General features: G+C 60.9%; 21 protein-coding genes. 5 read left to right on the top strand and 16 right to left on the bottom strand.

What is annotated here, in order from left to right; genetic code table 11:
* The 8 genes from KSS91_RS25410 to KSS91_RS25445 form a co-directional block, all read right to left on the bottom strand.
* Window positions 1–1,011 carry a septal ring lytic transglycosylase RlpA family protein gene (locus tag KSS91_RS25410; protein ID WP_015096975.1) on the bottom strand — a complete coding sequence of 337 codons (1,011 nt, stop codon included), beginning with the start codon at window positions 1,009–1,011 and terminating at the stop codon, window positions 1–3.
* A complete protein-coding gene (gene mltB, locus KSS91_RS25415; protein ID WP_095965719.1) occupies window positions 1,011–2,021 on the bottom strand; it encodes a lytic murein transglycosylase B in 1,011 nt (336 codons plus the stop codon). The genes KSS91_RS25410 and mltB overlap by 1 nt, the downstream gene beginning before the upstream one ends.
* Before the next feature lie 17 nt (window positions 2,022–2,038).
* Window positions 2,039–3,142, bottom strand: coding sequence for a rod shape-determining protein RodA (gene rodA, locus KSS91_RS25420; protein ID WP_049810841.1), 1,104 nt, complete (start codon window positions 3,140–3,142; stop codon window positions 2,039–2,041).
* A 31-nt stretch (window positions 3,143–3,173) separates the two neighbouring features.
* Window positions 3,174–5,069: a penicillin-binding protein 2 gene (gene mrdA, locus KSS91_RS25425; protein WP_015096978.1), complete on the bottom strand. Its 1,896-nt coding sequence runs from the start codon at window positions 5,067–5,069 to the stop codon at window positions 3,174–3,176.
* Between the two features lie 12 nt (window positions 5,070–5,081).
* Entirely contained in the window at window positions 5,082–5,549 is a 468-nt protein-coding gene (gene rlmH, locus KSS91_RS25430) for a 23S rRNA (pseudouridine(1915)-N(3))-methyltransferase RlmH (protein ID WP_007937439.1), read from the bottom strand.
* Between the two features lie 9 nt (window positions 5,550–5,558).
* The gene (gene rsfS, locus KSS91_RS25435; protein ID WP_007975896.1) at window positions 5,559–6,053 is read right to left on the bottom strand and encodes a ribosome silencing factor; all 495 of its coding nucleotides are present in this window, start codon (window positions 6,051–6,053) and stop codon (window positions 5,559–5,561) included.
* Window positions 6,054–6,126: 73 nt separating this feature from the next.
* Window positions 6,127–6,816, bottom strand: coding sequence for a nicotinate-nucleotide adenylyltransferase (nadD, locus tag KSS91_RS25440; RefSeq protein WP_095965721.1), 690 nt, complete (start codon window positions 6,814–6,816; stop codon window positions 6,127–6,129).
* 1 nt (window position 6,817) lies between these two features.
* Window positions 6,818–8,089 (bottom strand): glutamate-5-semialdehyde dehydrogenase, encoded by a 1,272-nt coding sequence (locus KSS91_RS25445; protein ID WP_217836460.1) that lies wholly within the window; start codon window positions 8,087–8,089, stop codon window positions 6,818–6,820.
* Window positions 8,090–8,266: 177 nt separating this feature from the next.
* Between KSS91_RS25445 and KSS91_RS25450 the strand changes: the two genes are divergently transcribed.
* Together KSS91_RS25450 and KSS91_RS25455 are read left to right on the top strand one after the other, a co-directional pair.
* Entirely contained in the window at window positions 8,267–8,977 is a 711-nt protein-coding gene (locus KSS91_RS25450; protein ID WP_217836461.1) for a DNA-3-methyladenine glycosylase, read from the top strand.
* A 194-nt stretch (window positions 8,978–9,171) separates the two neighbouring features.
* Entirely contained in the window at window positions 9,172–10,488 is a 1,317-nt protein-coding gene (locus KSS91_RS25455; protein WP_015096982.1) for a bifunctional DedA family/phosphatase PAP2 family protein, read from the top strand.
* A gap of 135 nt (window positions 10,489–10,623) precedes the next feature.
* Here KSS91_RS25455 and KSS91_RS25460 read toward each other — a convergent pair whose 3' ends face one another.
* The 4 genes from KSS91_RS25460 to KSS91_RS25475 all read right to left on the bottom strand — a co-directional run bounded on the left by KSS91_RS25460 (window position 10,624) and on the right by KSS91_RS25475 (window position 12,666).
* Entirely contained in the window at window positions 10,624–10,878 is a 255-nt protein-coding gene (locus tag KSS91_RS25460; protein ID WP_217836462.1) for a hypothetical protein, read from the bottom strand.
* A gap of 111 nt (window positions 10,879–10,989) precedes the next feature.
* Window positions 10,990–11,580 (bottom strand): LON peptidase substrate-binding domain-containing protein, encoded by a 591-nt coding sequence (locus tag KSS91_RS25465; protein WP_007998442.1) that lies wholly within the window; start codon window positions 11,578–11,580, stop codon window positions 10,990–10,992.
* 10 nt (window positions 11,581–11,590) lie between these two features.
* Window positions 11,591–12,307 carry an LrgB family protein gene (locus tag KSS91_RS25470; protein ID WP_126047746.1) on the bottom strand — a complete coding sequence of 239 codons (717 nt, stop codon included), beginning with the start codon at window positions 12,305–12,307 and terminating at the stop codon, window positions 11,591–11,593.
* Window positions 12,304–12,666 carry a CidA/LrgA family protein gene (locus KSS91_RS25475; RefSeq protein ID WP_126047748.1) on the bottom strand — a complete coding sequence of 121 codons (363 nt, stop codon included), beginning with the start codon at window positions 12,664–12,666 and terminating at the stop codon, window positions 12,304–12,306. Before KSS91_RS25475 ends, KSS91_RS25470 begins: the two co-directional genes overlap by 4 nt.
* A gap of 193 nt (window positions 12,667–12,859) precedes the next feature.
* Here KSS91_RS25475 and KSS91_RS25480 point away from each other — a divergent pair, with 193 nt between their 5' ends.
* The 3 genes from KSS91_RS25480 (at window position 12,860) to KSS91_RS25490 (ending at window position 15,817) form a co-directional block, all read left to right on the top strand.
* Window positions 12,860–13,315: a MaoC family dehydratase gene (locus tag KSS91_RS25480; protein ID WP_008001099.1), complete on the top strand. Its 456-nt coding sequence runs from the start codon at window positions 12,860–12,862 to the stop codon at window positions 13,313–13,315.
* A 114-nt stretch (window positions 13,316–13,429) separates the two neighbouring features.
* Window positions 13,430–15,148 (top strand): C13 family peptidase, encoded by a 1,719-nt coding sequence (locus KSS91_RS25485; protein WP_217836463.1) that lies wholly within the window; start codon window positions 13,430–13,432, stop codon window positions 15,146–15,148.
* Between the two features lie 27 nt (window positions 15,149–15,175).
* On the top strand, window positions 15,176–15,817 hold the full coding sequence (locus KSS91_RS25490; RefSeq protein WP_015096986.1) for an oxidoreductase: 642 nt from the start codon (window positions 15,176–15,178) through the stop codon (window positions 15,815–15,817).
* Between the two features lie 151 nt (window positions 15,818–15,968).
* Here KSS91_RS25490 and KSS91_RS25495 read toward each other — a convergent pair whose 3' ends face one another.
* From KSS91_RS25495 to KSS91_RS25510, 4 genes are all read right to left on the bottom strand, one after another.
* On the bottom strand, window positions 15,969–16,253 hold the full coding sequence (locus tag KSS91_RS25495) for a YceK/YidQ family lipoprotein (protein ID WP_217836464.1): 285 nt from the start codon (window positions 16,251–16,253) through the stop codon (window positions 15,969–15,971).
* Entirely contained in the window at window positions 16,246–16,878 is a 633-nt protein-coding gene (gene ubiX / locus KSS91_RS25500) for a flavin prenyltransferase UbiX (protein WP_217836465.1), read from the bottom strand. Before ubiX ends, KSS91_RS25495 begins: the two co-directional genes overlap by 8 nt.
* Window positions 16,875–18,224 (bottom strand): UDP-N-acetylmuramate:L-alanyl-gamma-D-glutamyl-meso-diaminopimelate ligase, encoded by a 1,350-nt coding sequence (gene mpl / locus KSS91_RS25505; RefSeq protein WP_015096989.1) that lies wholly within the window; start codon window positions 18,222–18,224, stop codon window positions 16,875–16,877. Before mpl ends, ubiX begins: the two co-directional genes overlap by 4 nt.
* Window positions 18,225–18,412: 188 nt before the next feature.
* Window positions 18,413–20,329 carry a sigma-54-dependent Fis family transcriptional regulator gene (locus KSS91_RS25510; RefSeq protein ID WP_217836466.1) on the bottom strand — a complete coding sequence of 639 codons (1,917 nt, stop codon included), beginning with the start codon at window positions 20,327–20,329 and terminating at the stop codon, window positions 18,413–18,415.
* Window positions 20,330–20,413 lie beyond the last annotated feature (84 nt).

A 20,413-nucleotide genomic window follows, 5' to 3' on the forward strand; every position in this document is an offset into this window, starting at 1 on the left:
TTACTCCGTGACCACACTTGGCGAACCAAGGTTGGCCAGGCGCACGCTGTTCTGTACCTGGGCAATTTCACCCGGCGAACCGATCGGTCCCATGCGCACCCGATGCAGGGTCTGCTGATTGCGCACGATCGAGCTGATGAACACCGGAGCGCTCACCATCCCGCTGAGCTTCGACCTCAGCAGTTCTGCAGCGTCCGGGTTGGCGAACGCGCCCACCTGCAGATACTGGCCAGAGGCTGGTGCAGAAGCGTTTTTTTTTGCATCGGCAAGTTGAACAGGGACGACGGCGGCGGCGTGTTGCTGCGGCGGAGGTGTCCATTGCTCGACGGTGCCGGCCGAAGCCGTAATGACCGGGGCGCTATTCTGCGCGACTTTCGGTTCGTTGAGCATTAATGGTGCCGGACGGCCCTTGGCAGCCCACCATTGCTGCGGATCGATGCCTTCGACCTTGACCCGCGCCGTGCCGGTTTCAGCGTAGCCGAGCTTCTTGGCAGCCGCGTACGACAAGTCGATGATCCGGTCGGAGTAGAACGGCCCACGGTCGTTGACCCGCAGGATCACGGTCTTGTTGTTGTCCAGATTGGTCACCCGAACGTAACTTGGCAGCGGCAAAGTCTTGTGAGCGGCACTCATGCCGTACAGGTCATAGACTTCGCCATTGGCGGTGTTCTGGCCATGGAATTTGGTGCCGTACCAGGACGCCGTACCCGACTGCACGTAGGTCTTGGACTCTTGCAGCGGAAAGTAGGTTTTGCCCAGTACCGAGTACGGGGCGGCCTTGTACGGGCCGGTGTGCAGGGTCGGCGTGGCGTCCGGGATACGCGACACATCGACGTCCCACCACGGCGCGCCATCCTTGTGGGCACGGTTGATGTCCAGCCCCGGCGTCGCGCGTACGGCGGTGGTGGACTTCGGGGCCGGCGCGCGGCTGGTCGAACAACTGGCGACCAGCACTGCCAACGCGGCGCATGCCATCAGCTTCAGGGGTTTATTGATAGGCAATGCCCGCATTACTTGACGCCCCGTGCTTGGACCAGCTGTTCAGACAGTTGATGTACGGCCATGGCGTACATCACGCTGCGGTTATAACGCGTGATCGCGTAAAAATTCTTCAGGCCCATCCAGTACTCGGGGCCATTGTCGCCTTCCAGGCGGAAAGCAGTAACCGGCATATCATCGCGCAGCGCATCATGACTTGACCACCCCAGGGCTCGCAACTCCCCGACGGTTTTCGTCGGTTCGATTCCTGCGGTCAAACCTTCGTCAACCTGATCGCCACGGACATCGGCGCGGCTGACCACCGGTTCGCCGGCGACCCAGCCATGACGCTTGAAGTAACTGGCGACACTGCCAATGGCATCGTCCGGGTTGGTCCAGATATTGATATGGCCATCACCGTCGAAATCCACCGCATAGGCGCGGAAACTGCTCGGCATGAATTGCGGCAACCCCATTGCGCCAGCGTAGGAGCCTTTGAGCGTCAACGGATCGACCTGCTCTTCGCGGGCCAGCAGAAGGAACTCACGCAATTCCTTGCGGAAAAACTCGGCACGGGGAGGATAGTCGAAACCCAGTGTCGACAAGGCATCGATCACCCGGAAATTTCCGGTATTACGGCCGAAAAAGGTTTCAACACCGATGATCGAGACAATTACCTGGGCCGGCACGCCGTACTCCTGCTCGGCACGCGCCAGCACCGCTTCGTGCTGACGCCAGAAGTCCACCCCGCGGGCTATGCGCGCATCGGTGATGAACATCGGGCGATACTCGCTCCACTGCTTGACCCGTTCGGCAGGTTTCGAGATGGCGTCCAGAATCGACTGCTTGCGCTCGGCTTCGCGGAACACGCCCATCAATTGTTCACCGGCGAAACCGTAGTCACGGGTCATTTCACCGACGAATTCGGCCACCTGGGGTGAACCTTCGTAGTCGCCGGCCAACGCTTCCTGCCCGCTGCCAAGGATGCTTACCAGGCTGACCCATGGCGCATATCGAGTCGCCCAGCCACGCATTACTTGCATTGAAAATTTCACCTTATTCAAACCTGCGCGATCCACTTGCGATGGGTATGGATCGACATCAAAACCCCAAACGCTGACAGCAGCGTCACCAGCGAAGTTCCTCCGTAGCTAATGAACGGCAACGGCACCCCCACCACCGGCAACAGGCCACTGACCATACCGATGTTGACGAAAACATAAACAAAAAACGTCATGGTCAGGCTGCCCGCAAGCAACTTGCCGAACAATGTCTGCGCCTGGGCGGTAATCACCAGACCGCGGCCAATCAACAGCAGGTAGATCAGCAGCAACGCACAGATCCCCACCAGGCCGAACTCTTCACCCAGTACGGCAATGATGAAGTCGGTATGGCTTTCCGGCAGGAAGTCCAGGTGCGACTGGGTGCCCAGCAACCACCCCTTGCCGAACACACCACCGGAGCCGATGGCTGCCTTGGACTGGATGATGTTCCAGCCCGTACCGAGCGGATCGCTCTCCGGGTCGAGGAATGTCAGGATTCGCTGCTTCTGGTAGTCGTGCATGATGAAGAACCACATGGCAATCGCCACGGGAACGGCGGCAGCCAGCACGGTGAGGATCCAGCGCCAGCGCAAGCCACCCATGAACAGCACGAAAGCGCCGCCGGCCAGGATCAGCAGCGAGGTGCCAAGGTCCGGTTGCCGCACGATCAGAATGAACGGCACGCCGATCAGCATCAGACTGACGCCCACGTGCTTGAGCTGGGGCGGCAAGGTGCGCTTGGACAAATACCAGGCAATAGTCGCCGGCATCAGGATCTTCATGAACTCCGAGGGCTGGAAGCGGATCACCCCGGGAATGTTGATCCAGCGGGTAGCGCCCATGGCGTTGTGCCCCATGATGTCCACCACCAGCAACAGCATCACCCCGACCACGTAGCCCAGCGGCACCCAGCGCGCCATGAAGCGCGGCTCGAACTGGGCGATGACGATCATCGACACCAGGCCGATGCCGAACGAAGTGGCCTGCTTGCCCAGCAGATCCCAGCTCTTGCCGCTGGCCGAATACAGCACGAACAGGCTGCCGGCGGCGAGGGTCAGCAGCAGGATCAGCAGCGGGCCGTCGATGTGCAGGCGTTGCAGCAGCGTCGCACGGCGACGCATCACATCCTCACTGGAGAGCATGCGATCGAAGTTATTCATCACGGGCGGTGGCCTCTGCACTGATAGGGCTGGCGTATTCGGGCTTCAACCGACCGTCCTGGTCCAGGAGCCAGGCATCCATGACTTGACGCACCACTGGCGCAGCGACACCGGAACCGGACTCGCCGTTCTCGACCATCACCGACACCACGATTTTCGGATCGTCGGCCGGCGCGAAGCCGACGAACAAGGCGTGGTCGCGATGGCGCTCCTGAACCTTGGAACGGTCATACTTCTCACCCTGTTTGATCGCGACCACCTGGGCCGTACCCGACTTGCCGGCGATTCGGTATTGCGCGCCGATCGAGGCTTTGCGCGCCGTACCACGGGCACCATGCATAACCTGCTGCATGCCGTGGTTGACCTTGGTCCAGTCCGACGGGTCGCGCAGGATGATGTCCGGCATCGGATTCTCATCCACCGGTTTCACACCCTCGATGGTCTTGGCCAGGTGCGGACGATTCCAGATGCCTTTGTTGGCCACCAGTGCGGTGGCCTGGGCCAACTGCAACGGAGTCGACTGCATATAGCCCTGGCCGATCCCCAGAATCAGCGTCTCGCCCGGGAACCATGCCTGGCGACGGGTCGCACGTTTCCATTCGCGGGACGGCATCAACCCCGGCGACTCTTCGAACATGTCCAGGGAGACTTTCTGGCCAATGCCGAACTTGGTCATGTACGCCGACAACCGGTCGATCCCCAGCTTGTGCGCCAGATCATAGAAGTAGGTGTCGTTGGAACGCATGATCGCTGTGTCGAGGTCGACAAAGCCGTCGCCGGTACGGTTCCAGTTACGGTATTTGTGATCGTAGTTGGGCAGCATGTAGTAACCAGGGTCGAACACTCGGCTCGACGCTGTCACCACGCCAGCATCCAGACCGGCAATCGCCACCGCGGGCTTGATGGTGGAACCCGGCGGGTACAGGCCACGCAGCACGCGGTTGAACAGCGGCCGATCGATGGAATCGCGCAGCTCGGAATAGGCCTTGAAACTGATGCCGGTGACGAACAGGTTCGGGTCGAAACTCGGTTGGCTGACCATCGCCAGCACTTCGCCGGTTTTCGGGTCCAACGCGACCACCGCGCCACGGCGACCACCCAGCGCAGCCTCGGCGGCCTCCTGCAATTTGATGTCCAGGCTCAGGACGATGTCTTTGCCGGGAATCGGATCGGTACGCTTGAGCACGCGCAGCACGCGGCCCCGGGCGTTGGTCTCGACTTCCTCGTAACCCACCTGGCCGTGCAGCTCGGGCTCGTAGAAGCGCTCAATGCCGGTTTTGCCGATGTGGTGGGTGCCGCTGTAGTTGACCGGGTCCAGCGACTTGAGTTCTTTCTCGTTGATCCGCCCCATGTAACCCACCGAGTGCGCAAAGTGCGCGCCCTGCGGGTAGTGACGAACCAGTTGCGCGACTACTTCCACACCAGGCAGGCGGAACTGGTTCACGGCAATCCGGGCGATCTGCTCTTCGGTCAGCTCGAACAGGATCGGCACTGGCTCGAACGGTCGGCGCCCCTGACGCATGCGCTTCTCGAAGATCACCCGATCCTCGGGCGTCAGCTCCAGCACTTCGACGATCACGTCGAGCACTTGCCGCCAGTCGCCGGACCGCTCGCGGGTCATGCTCAGGCTGAAGCTGGGCCGGTTATCGGCGATCACCACGCCATTGCGGTCGAAGATCAAGCCGCGGGTCGGCGGAATCGGCTGCACATGGACGCGGTTGTTTTCCGACAGGGTCGAGTGGTACTCGTACTGGATCACCTGCAGAAAATACAGGCGCGCAATCAACACGCCAATCAGCGCCACCACTGCAATGGCCCCGAACACGACGCGGCCACGCACCAGACGGGCGTCTTTTTCGTGGTCCTTGATGCGGATCGGCTGGGTCATGAGAGGGCAGAACTACTTGTGGTAAGGGTGACCGGACAGCACGGTCCAGGCACGGTACAACTGTTCGCCGATCAGAATCCGCACCAGCGGGTGCGGCAAGGTCAGCGGCGACAACGACCAGCGCTGGTCAGCCCGGGCACAGACTTCCGGCGCCAGCCCTTCGGGGCCGCCGACCATGAAGTTGACGGTGCGCGAGTCCAGCCGCCAGCGATCGAGCTCGACCGCCAGTTGCTCGGTGCTCCAGGGCTTGCCATGGACTTCGAGGGTGACAACGCGCTCGTTCGGCCCGACCTTGGCCAGCATGGCTTCGCCTTCCTGACGGATGAAGCGGGCCACGTCGGCATTCTTGCCACGGGTATTGAGCGGTATTTCCACCAGTTCCAGCGCCAGTTCGGACGGAAGACGCTTGGCATATTCATGCCAGCCTTCTTCCACCCACTTGGGCATGCGTGAACCGACGGCGATCAGTCGCAGTCGCACAGCGGTCCCTTATTCCTGGTCTTTGTTGAGCTTGTTGAAGTGCTCGTGACCAACTTCAGGGCTGTGGTGCTTGCCATCGGCCGCACGGCTCTGCTCGGCACCTTTCCAGAGGCGCTCCAGGTCGTAGAACTGACGGGCGTTGGAAGTCATCATGTGAACGATCACGTCGTCCATGTCCAACAGCACCCAGTCGCTGTCGCCCTTGCCTTCTTCACCCAGCGGCTTGATGCCCAGGGCTTTGACGGCCTCGCGAACCTTGTCCAGCATCGCGCCGATCTGGCGGTTGGAGGTACCGGTGGCGATGATCATGTAGTCAGTGATGCTCTGCTTGTCGCGAACATCGATCACCAGCACGTCCTGGGCCTTGACGTCTTCCAGGGCGGCTACGGCAATCTTGACCAGCTCGTCGCCCTTAGGCGGCTCGGCGGCGAGGACCTTTTCCGGCAGCGGGGCGCTCTTGAATGTGCCTTTGCGTTTTACTTTGCTTTCGTTGTTGCTCGTCATATAAAACTCGTTTTGCTCGTTTGTTCGGGCGCTTCAATACACGTTGTTGCCACGTGCCTTGAGGCACTCCTATTCAGTTCGACGCACGGTAGAGCCCGTGCGCATCGATGTAGGCCAGGACCGCGTCGGGCACCAGGAAACGTACCGACTTACCGCTGGCCAGCAGTTGACGGATCTGGGTGGCGGATACCGCGAGCGGTGTCTGCCAGACGAATGCAATCTGTCCGCTCGGCCCTTTGAGGGCCAGCGGGTCGCTCACCGAGCGCGCTGCCAGCAGGTTGCGCAAGGCATCCGGCGGTTCGCTGTCGGCATCCGGGCGTTGCAACACCAGGATATGGCAATGCTGGAGCAACTCTTCCCAGCGGTGCCAAGTGGGCAGGCCGCAAAAAGCGTCCCAGCCCAAAAGCAGAAAAACCTGGTCGGATACGGCCAGTTCGGCGCGCATCAGTTCCAGGGTATCAATGGTGTAGGACGGTTTGTCCCGCTGCAATTCGCGGGCGTCCACCACCAACGGCGCCACACCGGCCACCGCGCACTCGACCATCGCCAGACGGTCTTTTGCCGACACCTGCGGCTTGTCCCGATGGGGCGGCCTGGCACTGGGTGTCAGACGCAGCTCATCGAGCGCCAGGGTTTCGGCGACTTCCAGTGCACCGCGCAAATGGCCGATGTGCACCGGATCGAACGTTCCGCCCAGCACGCCAATGCGGCGAGGGGCTGGCTCGCTGACGATGACCGGGGCTGACGGGTCGAAGTCGCCCAAGTCAGACCGGCTCCTGTCCGCGCAGTTGCCCGTCGCCGACCACGACGTACTTCTCGCAGGTCAGTCCTTCGAGGCCCACCGGGCCACGGGCGTGCAGCTTATCAGTAGAAATGCCGATCTCGGCACCCAATCCGTATTCGAAGCCATCGGCGAAGCATGTCGGGGTGTTGATCATCACCGACGACGAGTCGACTTCAGCCACGAAACGCCGGGTGTCGCCCTGGTGTTCGCTGACAATCGAATCGGTGTGGTGAGAGCCGTAACGGTTGATGTGCTCGATGGCCTGTTCCAGACCGTCGACCACGCGGATCGACAGAATCGGCGCCAGGTACTCGGTGCTCCAGTCTTCCTCGGTGGCCGGCACGGCATCGATGATCGCCCGGGTACGCTCGCAACCGCGCAGCTCGACGCCTTTTTCGCGGAACTGGGCGGCCATCGCGGGCAGGAAATCCTTGGCGACGGTTTGATCCACCAGCAGCGTTTCCATGGCACCGCAGATGCCATAACGATACGTCTTGGCGTTGAACGCGATGCGCTGGGCCTTGGCCAGGTCGGCGTGCTCACTCACGTAAACGTGGCAAATGCCGTCCAGGTGCTTGATCACCGGCACGCGGGCATCACGACTTACGCGCTCGATCAGGCCTCGGCCACCACGGGGCACGATGACATCAACGTATTCAGGCATGGAGATCAACGCACCGACGGCAGCGCGGTCCGTGGTTTCGACCACTTGCACCACAGCGGCGGGCAGATCGGCTTCGGCCAGGCCGCGCTGGATGCAGGCGGCAATGGCCCGATTGGAATGAATGGCCTCTGAACCGCCACGCAGGATGGTCGCGTTGCCGGACTTCAGGCACAGACTGGCGGCATCGATGGTCACGTTCGGCCGCGACTCGTAGATGATCCCGATCACGCCCAGTGGCACGCGCATCTTGCCGACCTGAATACCCGACGGACGGAAACTCATGTCGCGGATCGCGCCGACCGGGTCCGGCAGGGCCGCCACCTGGCGCAGGCCGACGATCATGCCGTCAATACGCGCAGGTGTCAGCGCCAGACGTTCAAGGAGGGCCGGTTCCAGACCATTGGCGCGACCGGCGGCCAGATCCAGCTCATTGGCCGCCGTCAGCTCGGTGCGGGCAGCGTCCAGCGCATTGGCAGCGGCCAGCAGGGCGCGGTTTTTCTGCGCGGTGCTGGCACGGCCGATCACGCGGGAAGCTTCGCGGGCAGCGCAACCCAGGCGGGTCATGTAATCAAGAACGGACTCAGTCATGGTCTGGCGTGGTCTTTGATAAGGTCTTGGTAAAGAGTAAAGCGGCAGATTATAGCTGTCGCGTCCCGGGACTAACAGCGGTGACGGGCGGATGGTCGAAATGGAGGGGTATTTGCCGACGTTCAGCCGGGATTAAGCTTCAAATTGTTATCATCACGACTCATTCAGCCCTGACAAATGCCGGTCATCATGTCCAACCTGACTGTTCGAGCGTCCGCCGTGAGCCTGCCCACGGGCCTCCCGGACGCGTTTTTCGACCGTGACGCGCAAACTCTGGCCCGGGACTTACTGGGCAAAATCATTCGCCATCGAGTCGGCGACCTGTGGCTCAGCGCCCGGATCATCGAGACCGAAGCCTATTACTACGCGGAAAAAGGCAGCCACGCGTCCCTCGGCTACACAGAAAAGCGTAAGGCTTTGTTTCTGGATGGCGGCCACATCTATATGTATTACGCCCGGGGCGGAGATTCCCTTAATTTCAGCGCCCAGGGGCCCGGCAACGCCGTGCTGATCAAGTCCGCCTATCCGTGGGTCGATGAATTGAGCGGGCCGGCCAGCCTGGCACAGATGCTGTTGAACAATCCCGACGCCCAGGGTCACCCTCGCCCGTCACAAAAGCTCTGCGCCGGGCAAACCCTGCTCTGCAAGGCGCTGGGTCTGAAAGTGCCGGTGTGGGACGCCAAACGCTTCGACCATGAAGTGCTGCTGGTGGAGCACGTCGGCCAGACGCCCTCCCACATCATCCAGACCACGCGCCTGGGCATCCCCCACGGACGCGATGAACACTTGATGTACCGCTTCGTCGACGGAACCTACGCGGCTTACTGCACGCGGAACCCGCTGCGTCGAGGGCAAGTCGAAGGTCGCGATTATTTTGTGCTGTCCTGAAATTGACTCAAACTTGATGCAAACAGAACCTCATGTGGGAGCGGGCTTGCCCGCGAAGGCGGTGTGTCAGGCGACAATGATATTGCCTGGAGGGTCCCATTCGCGAGCAAGCCCGCTCCCACAGGGGGTCAGTGGCGTATTCAACGTTGCACTTATCCCCTGGAAGCAATTGAACATTTGATGGAGTGGTTTTTATGGGCCCATGGCTCGATAGCGTGACCGGATGGTTGGCGCTCAACCCGCAATGGCTGGCAGCAGCGGTATTCATCGTAGCCTTTGTGGAATGCCTGGCGATTGCCGGGCTGATCGTTCCCGGCACGGTGTTGTTGTTCGCCGTGGCGGTACTGGCAGGCAGTGGCGCGCTGACGCTCAGTGAGACGCTCTTGCTGGGTTTCGTCGCCGGGGTGCTGGGGGACGTCGTTTCGTATTTTCTGGGGCGGCACTTCCACCAGAACATCCGGCGCCTGCCGGGCTTGCGCCATCATCCGGAATGGATCGCCGGGGCAGAGTCATATTTCCAGCGCTACGGCATCGCCAGCCTGCTGGTTGGGCGCTTTATCGGCCCCCTGCGGCCAATGCTGCCGATGGTGGCCGGAATGTGCGACATGCCTTTCCCGCGCTTCTTCGCCGTCAGCCTGTTGGCCGGCGCAGGCTGGTCGGTGGCTTATCTGATGCCTGGCTGGGCCACGGGCGCGGCAATCCGCTTGCCGTTGCCCGAAGGCTTCTGGCTCCAGGCCGGGGTTGTTGCCGGCAGCATTGCTCTGATGGTTGGCTTGAGCGCGACCAGCAGCCTGCGCCGACATCGCCGCGCGACGCTGTTCATTACAGGGATGAGTCTTCTGATTCTGACGGGGCTGTTTATCGGATATTCGCACCTGTCCGCACTCGATCAAGGCGTGATGACACTGGTGCAGGAACATCGTAAACCGTTGCTGGATGAAGTGGCGGTAGTCTTCACGCTGATCGGCGAATTCCGCAACATGTTGTTGTTCAGTGCGCTGCTGACCGGTTTGCTACTGCTGATGCGGCAATGGCGGCACGCGATTTTCGCGGGCAGCACACTGCTCTTCACGGCACTAGCCAATACCGCGACCAAGTACTTTTTCGCCCGCTTGCGCCCCGAAGTGTTGAGCGATCCGCTCACCAGCTACAGCATGCCCAGCGGCCATGCTTCAGGGTCTTTCGCGCTGTTCCTCACCCTCGCCGTTCTGGCCGGCCGCGGGCAACCACCCCGGATGCGCCTGACCTGGTTATTGGTGGGATGCCTGCCCGCACTGGCGATTTCACTTTCGCGCGTCTACCTCGGTGCGCATTGGCCGACGGATGTATTGGCCGGCGCAATGCTGGCGGCGTGTGTCTGCGGGGCCAGCCTGTGGCTGATCCAGCGCAAGGAACCGCTCAACGCCTTGCCGCCCAAGGTCTGGTGGCTGGTGCTCCCAGCCTTGGTGGCATTGTTCGGGTTCTTCGTGTTGCGGCATTTGCCGCATACGATGTTGAGATATGCTTATTAAGCGCGTTACTTACGCGGCACAGCAACTTACCCCCTCCAAAAAAAACAATCCCGATCGCACTGACCGGGATTATTTTACAAGCAGGCATTTGATTTTAACCTTTGAAGCGACCCACCGACCTGCAACAACAAACATTTAACTCAAAGGTGGGAGCTCATTCATAACGCTCTCAGCGCGGATCTCAAGATACTTATCCAGACGCCCATAATATTGTCGAAATATCGTACCAAGCTCTTTTCCCACCTTATCCTTGACGTCAACATATCTGGCATCCGGATTGACCTCAAGCAACTCATCGGCCATTTGACTCCAGACAATGAACCGAATCAAATAAGATTCTTTCTCCTGCGAGGGATGAACCATAGCCAACTCATCAACATCATTGTTCATAATTTAAACTCTCCTTGTTATTAGCAACCCCAAACCTGGGGCACACGGAGAACTTAAATAGAACAACTCCCAACTACAAGACCTCCAACCTTTAAAATTAGAACAAAACAATTAAGCAAACAACTCACCTTGCAATTCATCCAGCAACGCCTGAATCGCATCCAGTCGCTGCTGTGGATCATCGAGTTGCAGCAGGTCGATCTTGTCCAGTTCGGCGAAAGGCAGCAGGTACGCCAACTGATTAGCCAGCGATTGCTGCCCGGTCGCCTCCGTGCCCATGTTCAAGGCTTCGACCATCGGGTGTTCAGCCAGGGCCTTGAGCAACGCCACCAGATCGGCATCCTCGTCCTGCAGCGGTTGCTCCGGCTCGTCTTCCAGCCACTCGACCTCGGCGACAGTCAACTGATCCCGTTGCACTTCGGTACGCAAAACGTGAAAGCGCCGCCCGCCCTGCACCCGAATCCCCAGCAGGCCGTTGTCCTGCTGTTTGAAATCTGTGATCAGCGCTTCACAACCCACCAGCGCGTAGCCGGCCGGGGCGATTCCGACTTCTTCGCCGTCGAGGATGCACACCACGCCGAACCCGCCACCCTGCTTCATGCAGCGGCCGATCATGTCCAGATAGCGCGCCTCGAAGATCTGCAAGTCGAGGATGCAACCTGGGAACAGCACTGTGTTCAACGGAAAAAGCGGCAGACTCATAGACATTTCCTTACACGACCATCGACACCGCCAGCGGCAGGAAAACCGCCGTGGCCACACCCATCAGGCTCATCGCCAGCGCCGCGAAGGCGCCGCACTCTTCACTTTCCTGCAACGCCACCGACGTGCCGACCGCATGGGCCGTCATACCCAGTGCCATGCCCCTGGCTTCCGGGCTGTGCACGCCGAGACGAGTCAACAGGGCCGGGCCGAAAATCGCCCCTATCACACCGGTAATCAGGACGAACACCGCTGCCAGCGCCGCGACCCCACCGATCTGTTCAGCCACCAGCATCGCAATCGGCGACGTCACCGACTTCGGCGCCATGGTCATCAGGATCATGTGCTCGGCACCGAACCACCAGCCCAGCAACACGCCCATCCCCGTGGCCACCACCCCGCCTATCACCAGCGTAGTAAATATCGGCCAGAACAACTGCCGAATCCGTCGCAGGTTTAGATAAAGCGGCACCGCCAGCGCGACAGTGGCCGGACCGAGCAGGATGCTCAGGATCTCGGTGCTCTTGCGGTACTCGACGTAAGTCAGGCCGCAACCCACCAGCACGCCGATCACCAGCAACATGGAGACCAGCACCGGCTGCAAAAAGATCCAGCGGGTTTTCTCGAATGCCGCAAGGACGAGTTGATAGGCACCCAGGGTGATACCGATGCCGAATAATGGATGGTGAATCACCGAGGCCCAGGCGCCGTGCCAGTCGAAGATCATTGGTTGTCCTCGGTGTGAGCGTGACGCTTGACCATGCGCTGCATCAGCACCCCGGCGAAGGCCATCGAAAGCAACAGCGACAACACCAGCGCACCGACGATGGCCCAGAAGTCCGCCGCGATGTCAGCGGCATACACCATCACGCCCACTGCCGGCGGCACCAGCAACAGCGGCAGGTAGCGCAGCAGGCTGCCGGCCGCCAGGTTCAGTGGCTCGCCGACCTGTCCGCGGCAGATGAGGTACACCAGCAACAGCAGCAACCCCACAATCGGCCCCGGCAGCACAGGCAGAAACAAATGATTGATCGCCGTGCCGAGCAATTGGAACAGCACCAGCCACGTCAGGCCCCGTAACAGCATCAAAGATCTCCCGCAAAATCCATCACCCGCATTGGCTTGGCATTATAAGCATGCTCGCGCTATGGACCGGCATTCGCCAAAAGCATGGCCAGTTGACCGCAGCGTTCAGCCATGTTGATCTAAAGTGGTAAGCCGGGAGGTCAAATCCCCCCAACTCAAAACTATAAAACCGATGAACCCAAGGAGAGTCTCAATGCCCTATGTTCCAGTTGCAGAGCTCAAAGATTATGTCGGCAAGGAACTTGGACGTTCCGAATGGCTCACCATCGATCAGGACCGCATCAACCTGTTCGCCGAAGCCACAGGGGATTTTCAGTTCATCCACGTCGACCCGGTCAAGGCCGCGCAAACGCCATTTGGCAGCACTATCGCTCACGGCTTTCTGTCGTTGTCGCTGATTCCGAAATTGATGGAAGACATCCTCGTCATGCCCGAAGGCTTGAAGATGGTGGTCAACTACGGCCTCGACAGCGTGCGCTTCATCCAGCCGGTCAAGGTCAATTCGCGGGTACGGCTGAAGGTCGACCTGACCGAAGTCATCGAGAAGAAACCCGGCCAATGGCTGCTCAAGGCCACCACCACCCTGGAAATCGAAGGTTCGGACAAGCCGGCGTATATCGCCGAACCCCTGTCCCTGTGCTTCGTGTAAACCTTCCGGGATGCGAAGCAGCGCCTGCTGTTTCGCGCCCTCTTGCGGTACCTCGCCCTATATAAGGACCCATGGCTGCGGCATACTCCTTCGCCTAATTGCCCGGAATCCGCTATGCGCCCACTTGCACTCCTTGCCTTGACCCTGATGCTCACCGCTTGCGGCGACGGCGAATCTCCTTTGCCCCCCGACGCACGCCTGCCGGACGGCGGACGCTATCGCGGTGACCTGGTCAATGGCTTGCTGCAAGGCAAGGGTCGCATCGACTACCCGAACGGCAGCTGGTACGCCGGCGAGTTCGACAAAGGCCAGTGGCAGGGCCAGGGCGAATGGCATGGCAGCAATGGCGAAGTCTATCGCGGGCAGTTCAATCAGGGACTGTTCGACGGCCAGGGAGCACTGACCACCAACGCCAACAGCTACAGCGGCGGCTTCAAGGCTGGCCGCCGTGACGGCGAAGGCACGCTCAAAGAAAACGGCATGAGTTACCGCGGTGAATTCAAGGCCGATCAATACGCCGGCCTGGGTCGCCTCGAACTCGAAGACGGCAGCTCCTATCAGGGCCAGTTCGCCCACGGCAAACCCAACGGCGAAGGCCAGCGCAGTGACGGCAACGGCAATCAGTTCACCGGGCACTTTGTCGACGGCCAACTGGAAGGCAACGGCACGTTCAACAGCGCCGATGGCGACATCTATGTCGGCGGTTTCAAGAACAATCAACTGCACGGCAAAGGCCGCTACGAAAACGCCGACGGCGATGTGTGGCTGGGCCAGTTCAAGGAAGGTTCGCTGAACGGCAAGGGCGAGTTGATCGGCACTGACGGCAGCCACTACATCGGCCACTTCAACGACTGGCGCTTTTCCGGCCAGGGCCGGCTGAACCTCGCCGACGGCAGCTTTTACACCGGCCAGTTCGACAACGACAGTTACCAGGGCCGTGGCACGCTGGTGCTGACCGATGGCACTGTGCTCAGCGGCACCTGGATCAATGGCCAGCGCGTGCGCGACGCCGAGGGCAAACTGTTGCCGGATACACTCGAGCTCGGCCTGCTGGCACAGGGGCGCTTGCTCGACGCAGCGCTGGCCAACATTCCGCCCTCGACCCCGGCGGTGGAGCTGTATTCGTTGACCCTGGGCGGTGATGGCAAGCAAAGCGTGTTTCTGCGCGAGTCCGACTACGTCGCCAATATGCTCTCCACCCGTTTCGGCGCCTTCGGCCAGATCCGCCTGGTGAACCATCGTGACCACCTCGCCGACCGCCCGATGGCTACCCGGGAGAACCTGCGTCGCGCCGCCCTGGCGCTGGCTGAACGCAGCGGTCCGGAAGACCTGATTTTCATCTACCTGACCAGCCATGGCACCAGCGAACACGAACTGGTACTGGACCAGCCGCGCATGGAACTGGCCGATCTGCCAGCCGACGAATTGGCCGCTGTTCTCGCCCCGCTGAAAAACCGCGACAAGATCATCGTGATTTCGTCCTGCTACTCCGGCGGTTTCATCCCCGCCCTCAAGGATGAACGGACCCTGATCATAACGGCCTCGCGGGCCGACCGAGTCTCCTTCGGCTGCTCGGAGGAAGCCAACTTCACCTACTTCGGCGATGCCCTGTTCGTCCAGGCCCTGAACCAGACCGATGATCTGGAACAAGCCTTCAAACGGGCCAGGGCCACTGTCGCCGAGCGTGAGCTGGCGGACGGCTTCGAAGCATCCGAACCACAGATCTGGGCACCGAAAACCGTCCTCTCGCACTGGCAACTATTACGCAAACAACAGGCACGAAAAGCACTGCAAAGTGCATCCATGCAAAGCAAGGATGCAAACAGCAACTAAGCTGAACAGTATCAAGGGAGAAACACTATGTACTTGACGCCTCAGCACGTGCTGCTCGCCGGAGCCACCGGTTTGACGGGTGAACATCTGCTCGATCGCTTGCTCAGCGAGCCAACGATCACCCGGGTATTGGCCCCCTCACGCCGGCCACTGGCCGAACACCCGCACCTGGAAAACCCGGTCGGCGACCCGACGGCGTTCCTGCCGCAACTGAACGGGCGGGTCGATATAGCCTATTGCTGCCTGGGTACCACGATCAAGCAGGCAGGCTCGGAGCAGGCGTTTCGCGCAGTGGATCTGGACATGGTGGTGGCATTCGCCAAACGCGCACGGGAGATGGGCGCACGACACCTGATCGTAATCAGTGCTCTGGGAGCCGATCGCAGATCCTCGATTTTCTACAACCGGGTCAAAGGCGAAATGGAGTACGCATTGCGCGCGCAGGACTGGCCGCAGCTGACTATTTGCCGCCCTTCGCTGTTACTGGGTGATCGCGCTGAGCCGCGCCTGGCCGAGAAAGTCGCCGGCCCCTTGTCACGCCTGATTCCCGGCAAATACCACGGCATCGAAGCCTGCCAACTGGCCCGCGCCATGTGGCGTCTTGCACTCGAAGAACAGGACGGCGTGCGGATTGTCGAGTCGGATGAGTTGCGCAAACTCGGCAAATAATCCGCGGACCTGTGGCGAGGGGGCTTGCCCCCGTTCGACTGCGTAGCAGTCGTAAGTATGGAACTCGCGGCTTATCAGAAAAAAGGAGATGGCCGGTTTTGGGGCTGCTCCGCAGCCCAACGGGGGCAAGCCCCCTCGCCACAACGCGCCCTTACAACCCACCCGTTGCCTGAAAACTCACCCCGATCACCGTCAGCAACGACAGCGGCAACAGCAGTGTGTCGAGCAACGCACTGGCCGGCAGATCAACGCCCGGATAGCTCGGCGCTTGCGCGCCGAAACGATCCATCGCGCAACAACCGCCATTCATCGCATACAAATCCAGACGCGTCCCGGCGTATACCACCGGCGCCCCCGGCTTGGCCGCATCGAGGGTGCGCACTGTGGCGCACCCGGCCAATTGCAGCGCCAGCACCATCACCAGCAGCTTATTCATCGCTGGCCAGATGATGCTCGCCCCAACGCGGCAGCATGTCCTGAGGAATATTCAACAGATTAAGGATCCGCGCCACGACGAAATCGATCAGGTCGTCGATGGTTTGCGGCTGATGATAAAAGCCCGGTGATGCCGGCAGGATTGTCACGCCCATGTTCGACAACTTGAGCATGTGCTCCAGGTGAATGCTCGAATACGGCGCCTCGCGAGGCACAAGAATCAGTTGGCGACGCTCTTTGAGCGTCACATCGGCGGCACGCTCGATCAGGTTGTTGCAGGCGCCGCTAGCGATCGCCGACAACGTGCCAGTGGAGCACGGCACCACCACCATCGCCGCTGGCGCGCCGGAACCCGAGGCCACCGGCGACATCCAGTCTTCCCTGCCGTACACCCGAATCTGCCCGGCGACGGCCCCCGTGTATTCGGTGAGGAATGCCTGCATCATCTGCGGTTTGGACGGCAGCGTGACGTCGGTTTCGGTCGCCATCACCAACTGCGCCGCCCTGGAAATCAGGAAGTGCACTTCACGATCTTCCCGCACCAGGCAGTCGAGCAGGCGTAAACCGTACTGGGCGCCTGAAGCACCGGTCATCGCCAGGGTGATGCGGTCCGGGCCGTTGTTCATTTGAGTGCCTCGGCCAACTTGCCGTGAAGGCCGCCGAAGCCGCCGTTGCTCATGATGACCACGTGAGTGCCGGGTTGGGCCTGGCTCTTCACACGATCGATGATGCCCTCAAGGGAATCGCTGACAATCGACGGCACAGTGCACAGCGCCGCAGTGCCCGCCAGGTCCCAGCCGAGGTTGGCGGGTGCGTACCAGATCACCTGATCGGCATCGACCACGCTTTCCGGCAGTCCGTCACGGTGCGCGCCAAGTTTCATGGAGTTGGAACGTGGCTCGATGATCGCGATCAACGGTGCATCGGCGATACGCTTGCGCAGACCGTCCAGCGTGGTGGCGATGGCGGTCGGGTGGTGAGCGAAGTCATCATAGATGGTGATGCCACGGACTTCCGCGACTTTCTCCATCCGGCGCTTCACGCTTTTGAACGCGCTCAATGCGGCAATGCCCATGGATGGCACCACGCCGACGTGGCGCGCGGCGGCCAAAGTGGCCAATGCATTGGCGACGTTGTGCTGGCCAGTCATGTCCCATTCGACCACGCCCTGGACAATGCCTTCGAACATCACTTCGAACCTGGAGCCATCTTCACTGAGCAACCTGACCTGCCACTGACCGCCAGCACCCGTGGTTTGCACCGGAGTCCAGCAGCCCATCTCGATAACGCGCTGCAACGCCGGTTCAGTAGTCGGATGAATCACCAGGCCTTCGCTCGGGATGGTCCGCACCAGGTGATGGAACTGCCGCTCGATGGCCGGCAGGTCCGGGAAGATGTCCGCGTGATCGAACTCAAGGTTGTTCAGGATTGCCGTGCGCGGGCGGTAATGTACGAACTTGGAGCGCTTGTCGAAGAACGCACTGTCGTATTCGTCGGCTTCGATGACGAAGAAGGGTGTATCACCCAGGCGTGCCGACACCGAGAAGTTTTGCGGTACGCCGCCGATCAGGAAGCCCGGGGCCATGCCTGCATGCTCCAGCACCCAGGCCAGCATGCTGCTGGTGGTGGTCTTGCCGTGCGTACCGGCAACGGCCAGCACCCAACGACCTTGCAGCACGTGATCCGCCAGCCATTGCGGGCCGGAAACGTACGGCAGGCCTTTGTTCAGCACGTACTCCACCGCCGGGTTGCCCCGGGACATGGCGTTGCCGATCACCACCAGATCGGGGGCCGGATCGAGTTGCGCCGGGTCATAGCCTTGTGTCAACTCGATGCCCTGGGCTTGCAGCTGAGTGCTCATCGGCGGATAGACGTTGGCATCGGAGCCCGTCACGTGATGGCCCAGTTCTTTGGCCAGAACCGCCATCGAGCCCATAAAAGTCCCGCAGATACCCAGAATATGAATGTGCATTAGTCGACCTCTTAAAACATGGCCGCAGGTTAGCGTAGGGTAGGGAAAATCGCACCTGATGTTTCAGATCTGAAGACGCCTTCGCGAGCAAGCCCGCTCCCACATTTTGCTCGGAGGTGTTCACACAGTTGTGTTCACTATAGAACCAAGGTGGGAGCGGGCTTGCTCGCGAATGGCCGCGACACGGTTTACCGGGCGATACCGTGCTTACGCAGCTTGCGATAAAGGGTATTTCGACTGACCCCCAACTGCTGCGCCGTATGCGTCATATGCCAGCGCGTCTGCTCCAGCGCACTGAGTAACGCCAGCCGCTCGGCATCCTCCAGCGGATGCTCCGATGGCTCCTCGACAGCCTGCGCCATCGCCGGCCTGGCCGAACGAATCATGGCCGGCAAATCTTCCAGACCGATCCGTCCGTCCTCACACAGGGCTGCCAGCGTACGCAGCACATTTCTCAGCTGGCGTACGTTGCCCGGCCAGGCAAATCCCAACAAAGCCTCGCGTGCCGGCCCGTCAATCAACACCGATTCTGCGTGCGCCTCTTCGGCCAGTAAAAAGTCGAGCAACTGCGATTTATCACTGCGATCACGCAAAGCCGGCAGCGCGACTTCCAGTCCGTTGAGGCGGTAATACAAATCCTCGCGGAAGCTGCCGTCCTGCACGCGATCCAGCAAATTACGGTGGGTGGCACTGATGATCCGCACGTTTACCGCTTCCGGCTCGCCACCGATCGGCACCACCTGCCGGTCCTCCAGCACCCTGAGCAATCGCGTCTGCAGGGCCAGTGGCATGTCACCGATTTCATCGAGGAACAAGGTCCCTCCGTCGGCCTGTTGCAACTTGCCGCGCATGCCTTCCTTGCGTGCGCCGGTGAAGCTGCCGCCACGGTAACCGAACAGCTCGCTTTCGATCAGACTCTCGGGAATGGCCGCGCAATTGAGGGCGACGAAGGCTTTTTCCGCCCGCTGGCTGGCGTGGTGCACCGCTTTGGCGAAGGCCTCTTTGCCGGACCCGGTTTCGCCGTTGATCAGCAGCGGCACGTCGCGCTCGTACACGCGCAAGGCCTTGCGAAAGTCGGCCTGCAAGGTCACATCATCCAGGCAAATGCCCGACAGGCGCGGCGCCGGTGCAGCCTTGGGAGCAGGCTCCATTGGAATCGGCAGCGACCGCCGCGCCTCGCCGCGCAATACCGCGAACAGCTTGCGACCATCACGGGTACGCAATGGCCAACTGGCTGCGGCATTGATACTCGCCCGCCCCAGCAACTCATCGAGCGAGCAATCGAAAAACGCTTCCACCGGTTTACCCAGCAAGCCGCCGCGAATATGTCCCAGCAGGTTCAGCGCACTCTGATTGACCGCGCAGATACGCCCTTCCCCGTCGAACGCCAGCAACCCTTCGCTGAACAAACCGACGGACTCGGCCTGCAAGTGAAAACGCAGCAGCCATTGGTTGTCGAAGCAGCGCAGGAAGTAACAGCTCTCGATCATCTTCGCCGACAGATTGACCAGCGCCATGGTGTGGAACTGACTTTGCCGCGACACATCGCGGCGCGCCGACGACACGTCGAGCACCGCCAGCAATTCGCCATGGGGATCGAAGACCGGGCTCGCCGAGCAGGTCAGGCCGGTGTGGCGACCGCGAAAGTGTTCGTCCTGATGGATGGTCAGCGACTGACGCTCCACCAGGCAGGTGCCGATACCGTTTGTGCCTTCGCAGGCCTCGCTCCAGTCGGCGCCGAGCCAGAGCCCGGCACGCTCGAAAATCTGTCGTTCGGCAGGCGCGGTCACGCAATTGAGGATCACGCCGCGGGCGTCGGTCAGCAGCACTGCATGGCCGGCACCGGAGAGTTGCTGGTGCAGGCTGGTCATTTCATTGCCAGCGATGTGCAGCACTTGCTGCAAGCGTTCGCGACTTTCAAGGACACGACCGTGTTCCAGCACCGTCGGTGCGATGCTCAGGGCCGGGTCGAGGTGATAGTCCTCAAGGCAGCGCAGCCAGGAGCGGGCGATGGACGGATCACTGCCAGGGCCATGCAGGTGGGCCTTGCCCTGAGTGACGGTCAGAACCTGCTGGGCATGGCGACTCAAATGGTTGTCGTGCATTTCTTATTATTCTCCCCCCGAAAGGTTTACACGCTCCCTGTAGGAGCTGCCGCGTCAGTCCTTGTGATTGCCCGAGCATCCTCC

The organism is Pseudomonas azerbaijanorientalis (genome assembly GCF_019139795.1).
Lineage (GTDB): Bacteria > Pseudomonadota > Gammaproteobacteria > Pseudomonadales > Pseudomonadaceae > Aquipseudomonas > Aquipseudomonas laurylsulfatiphila.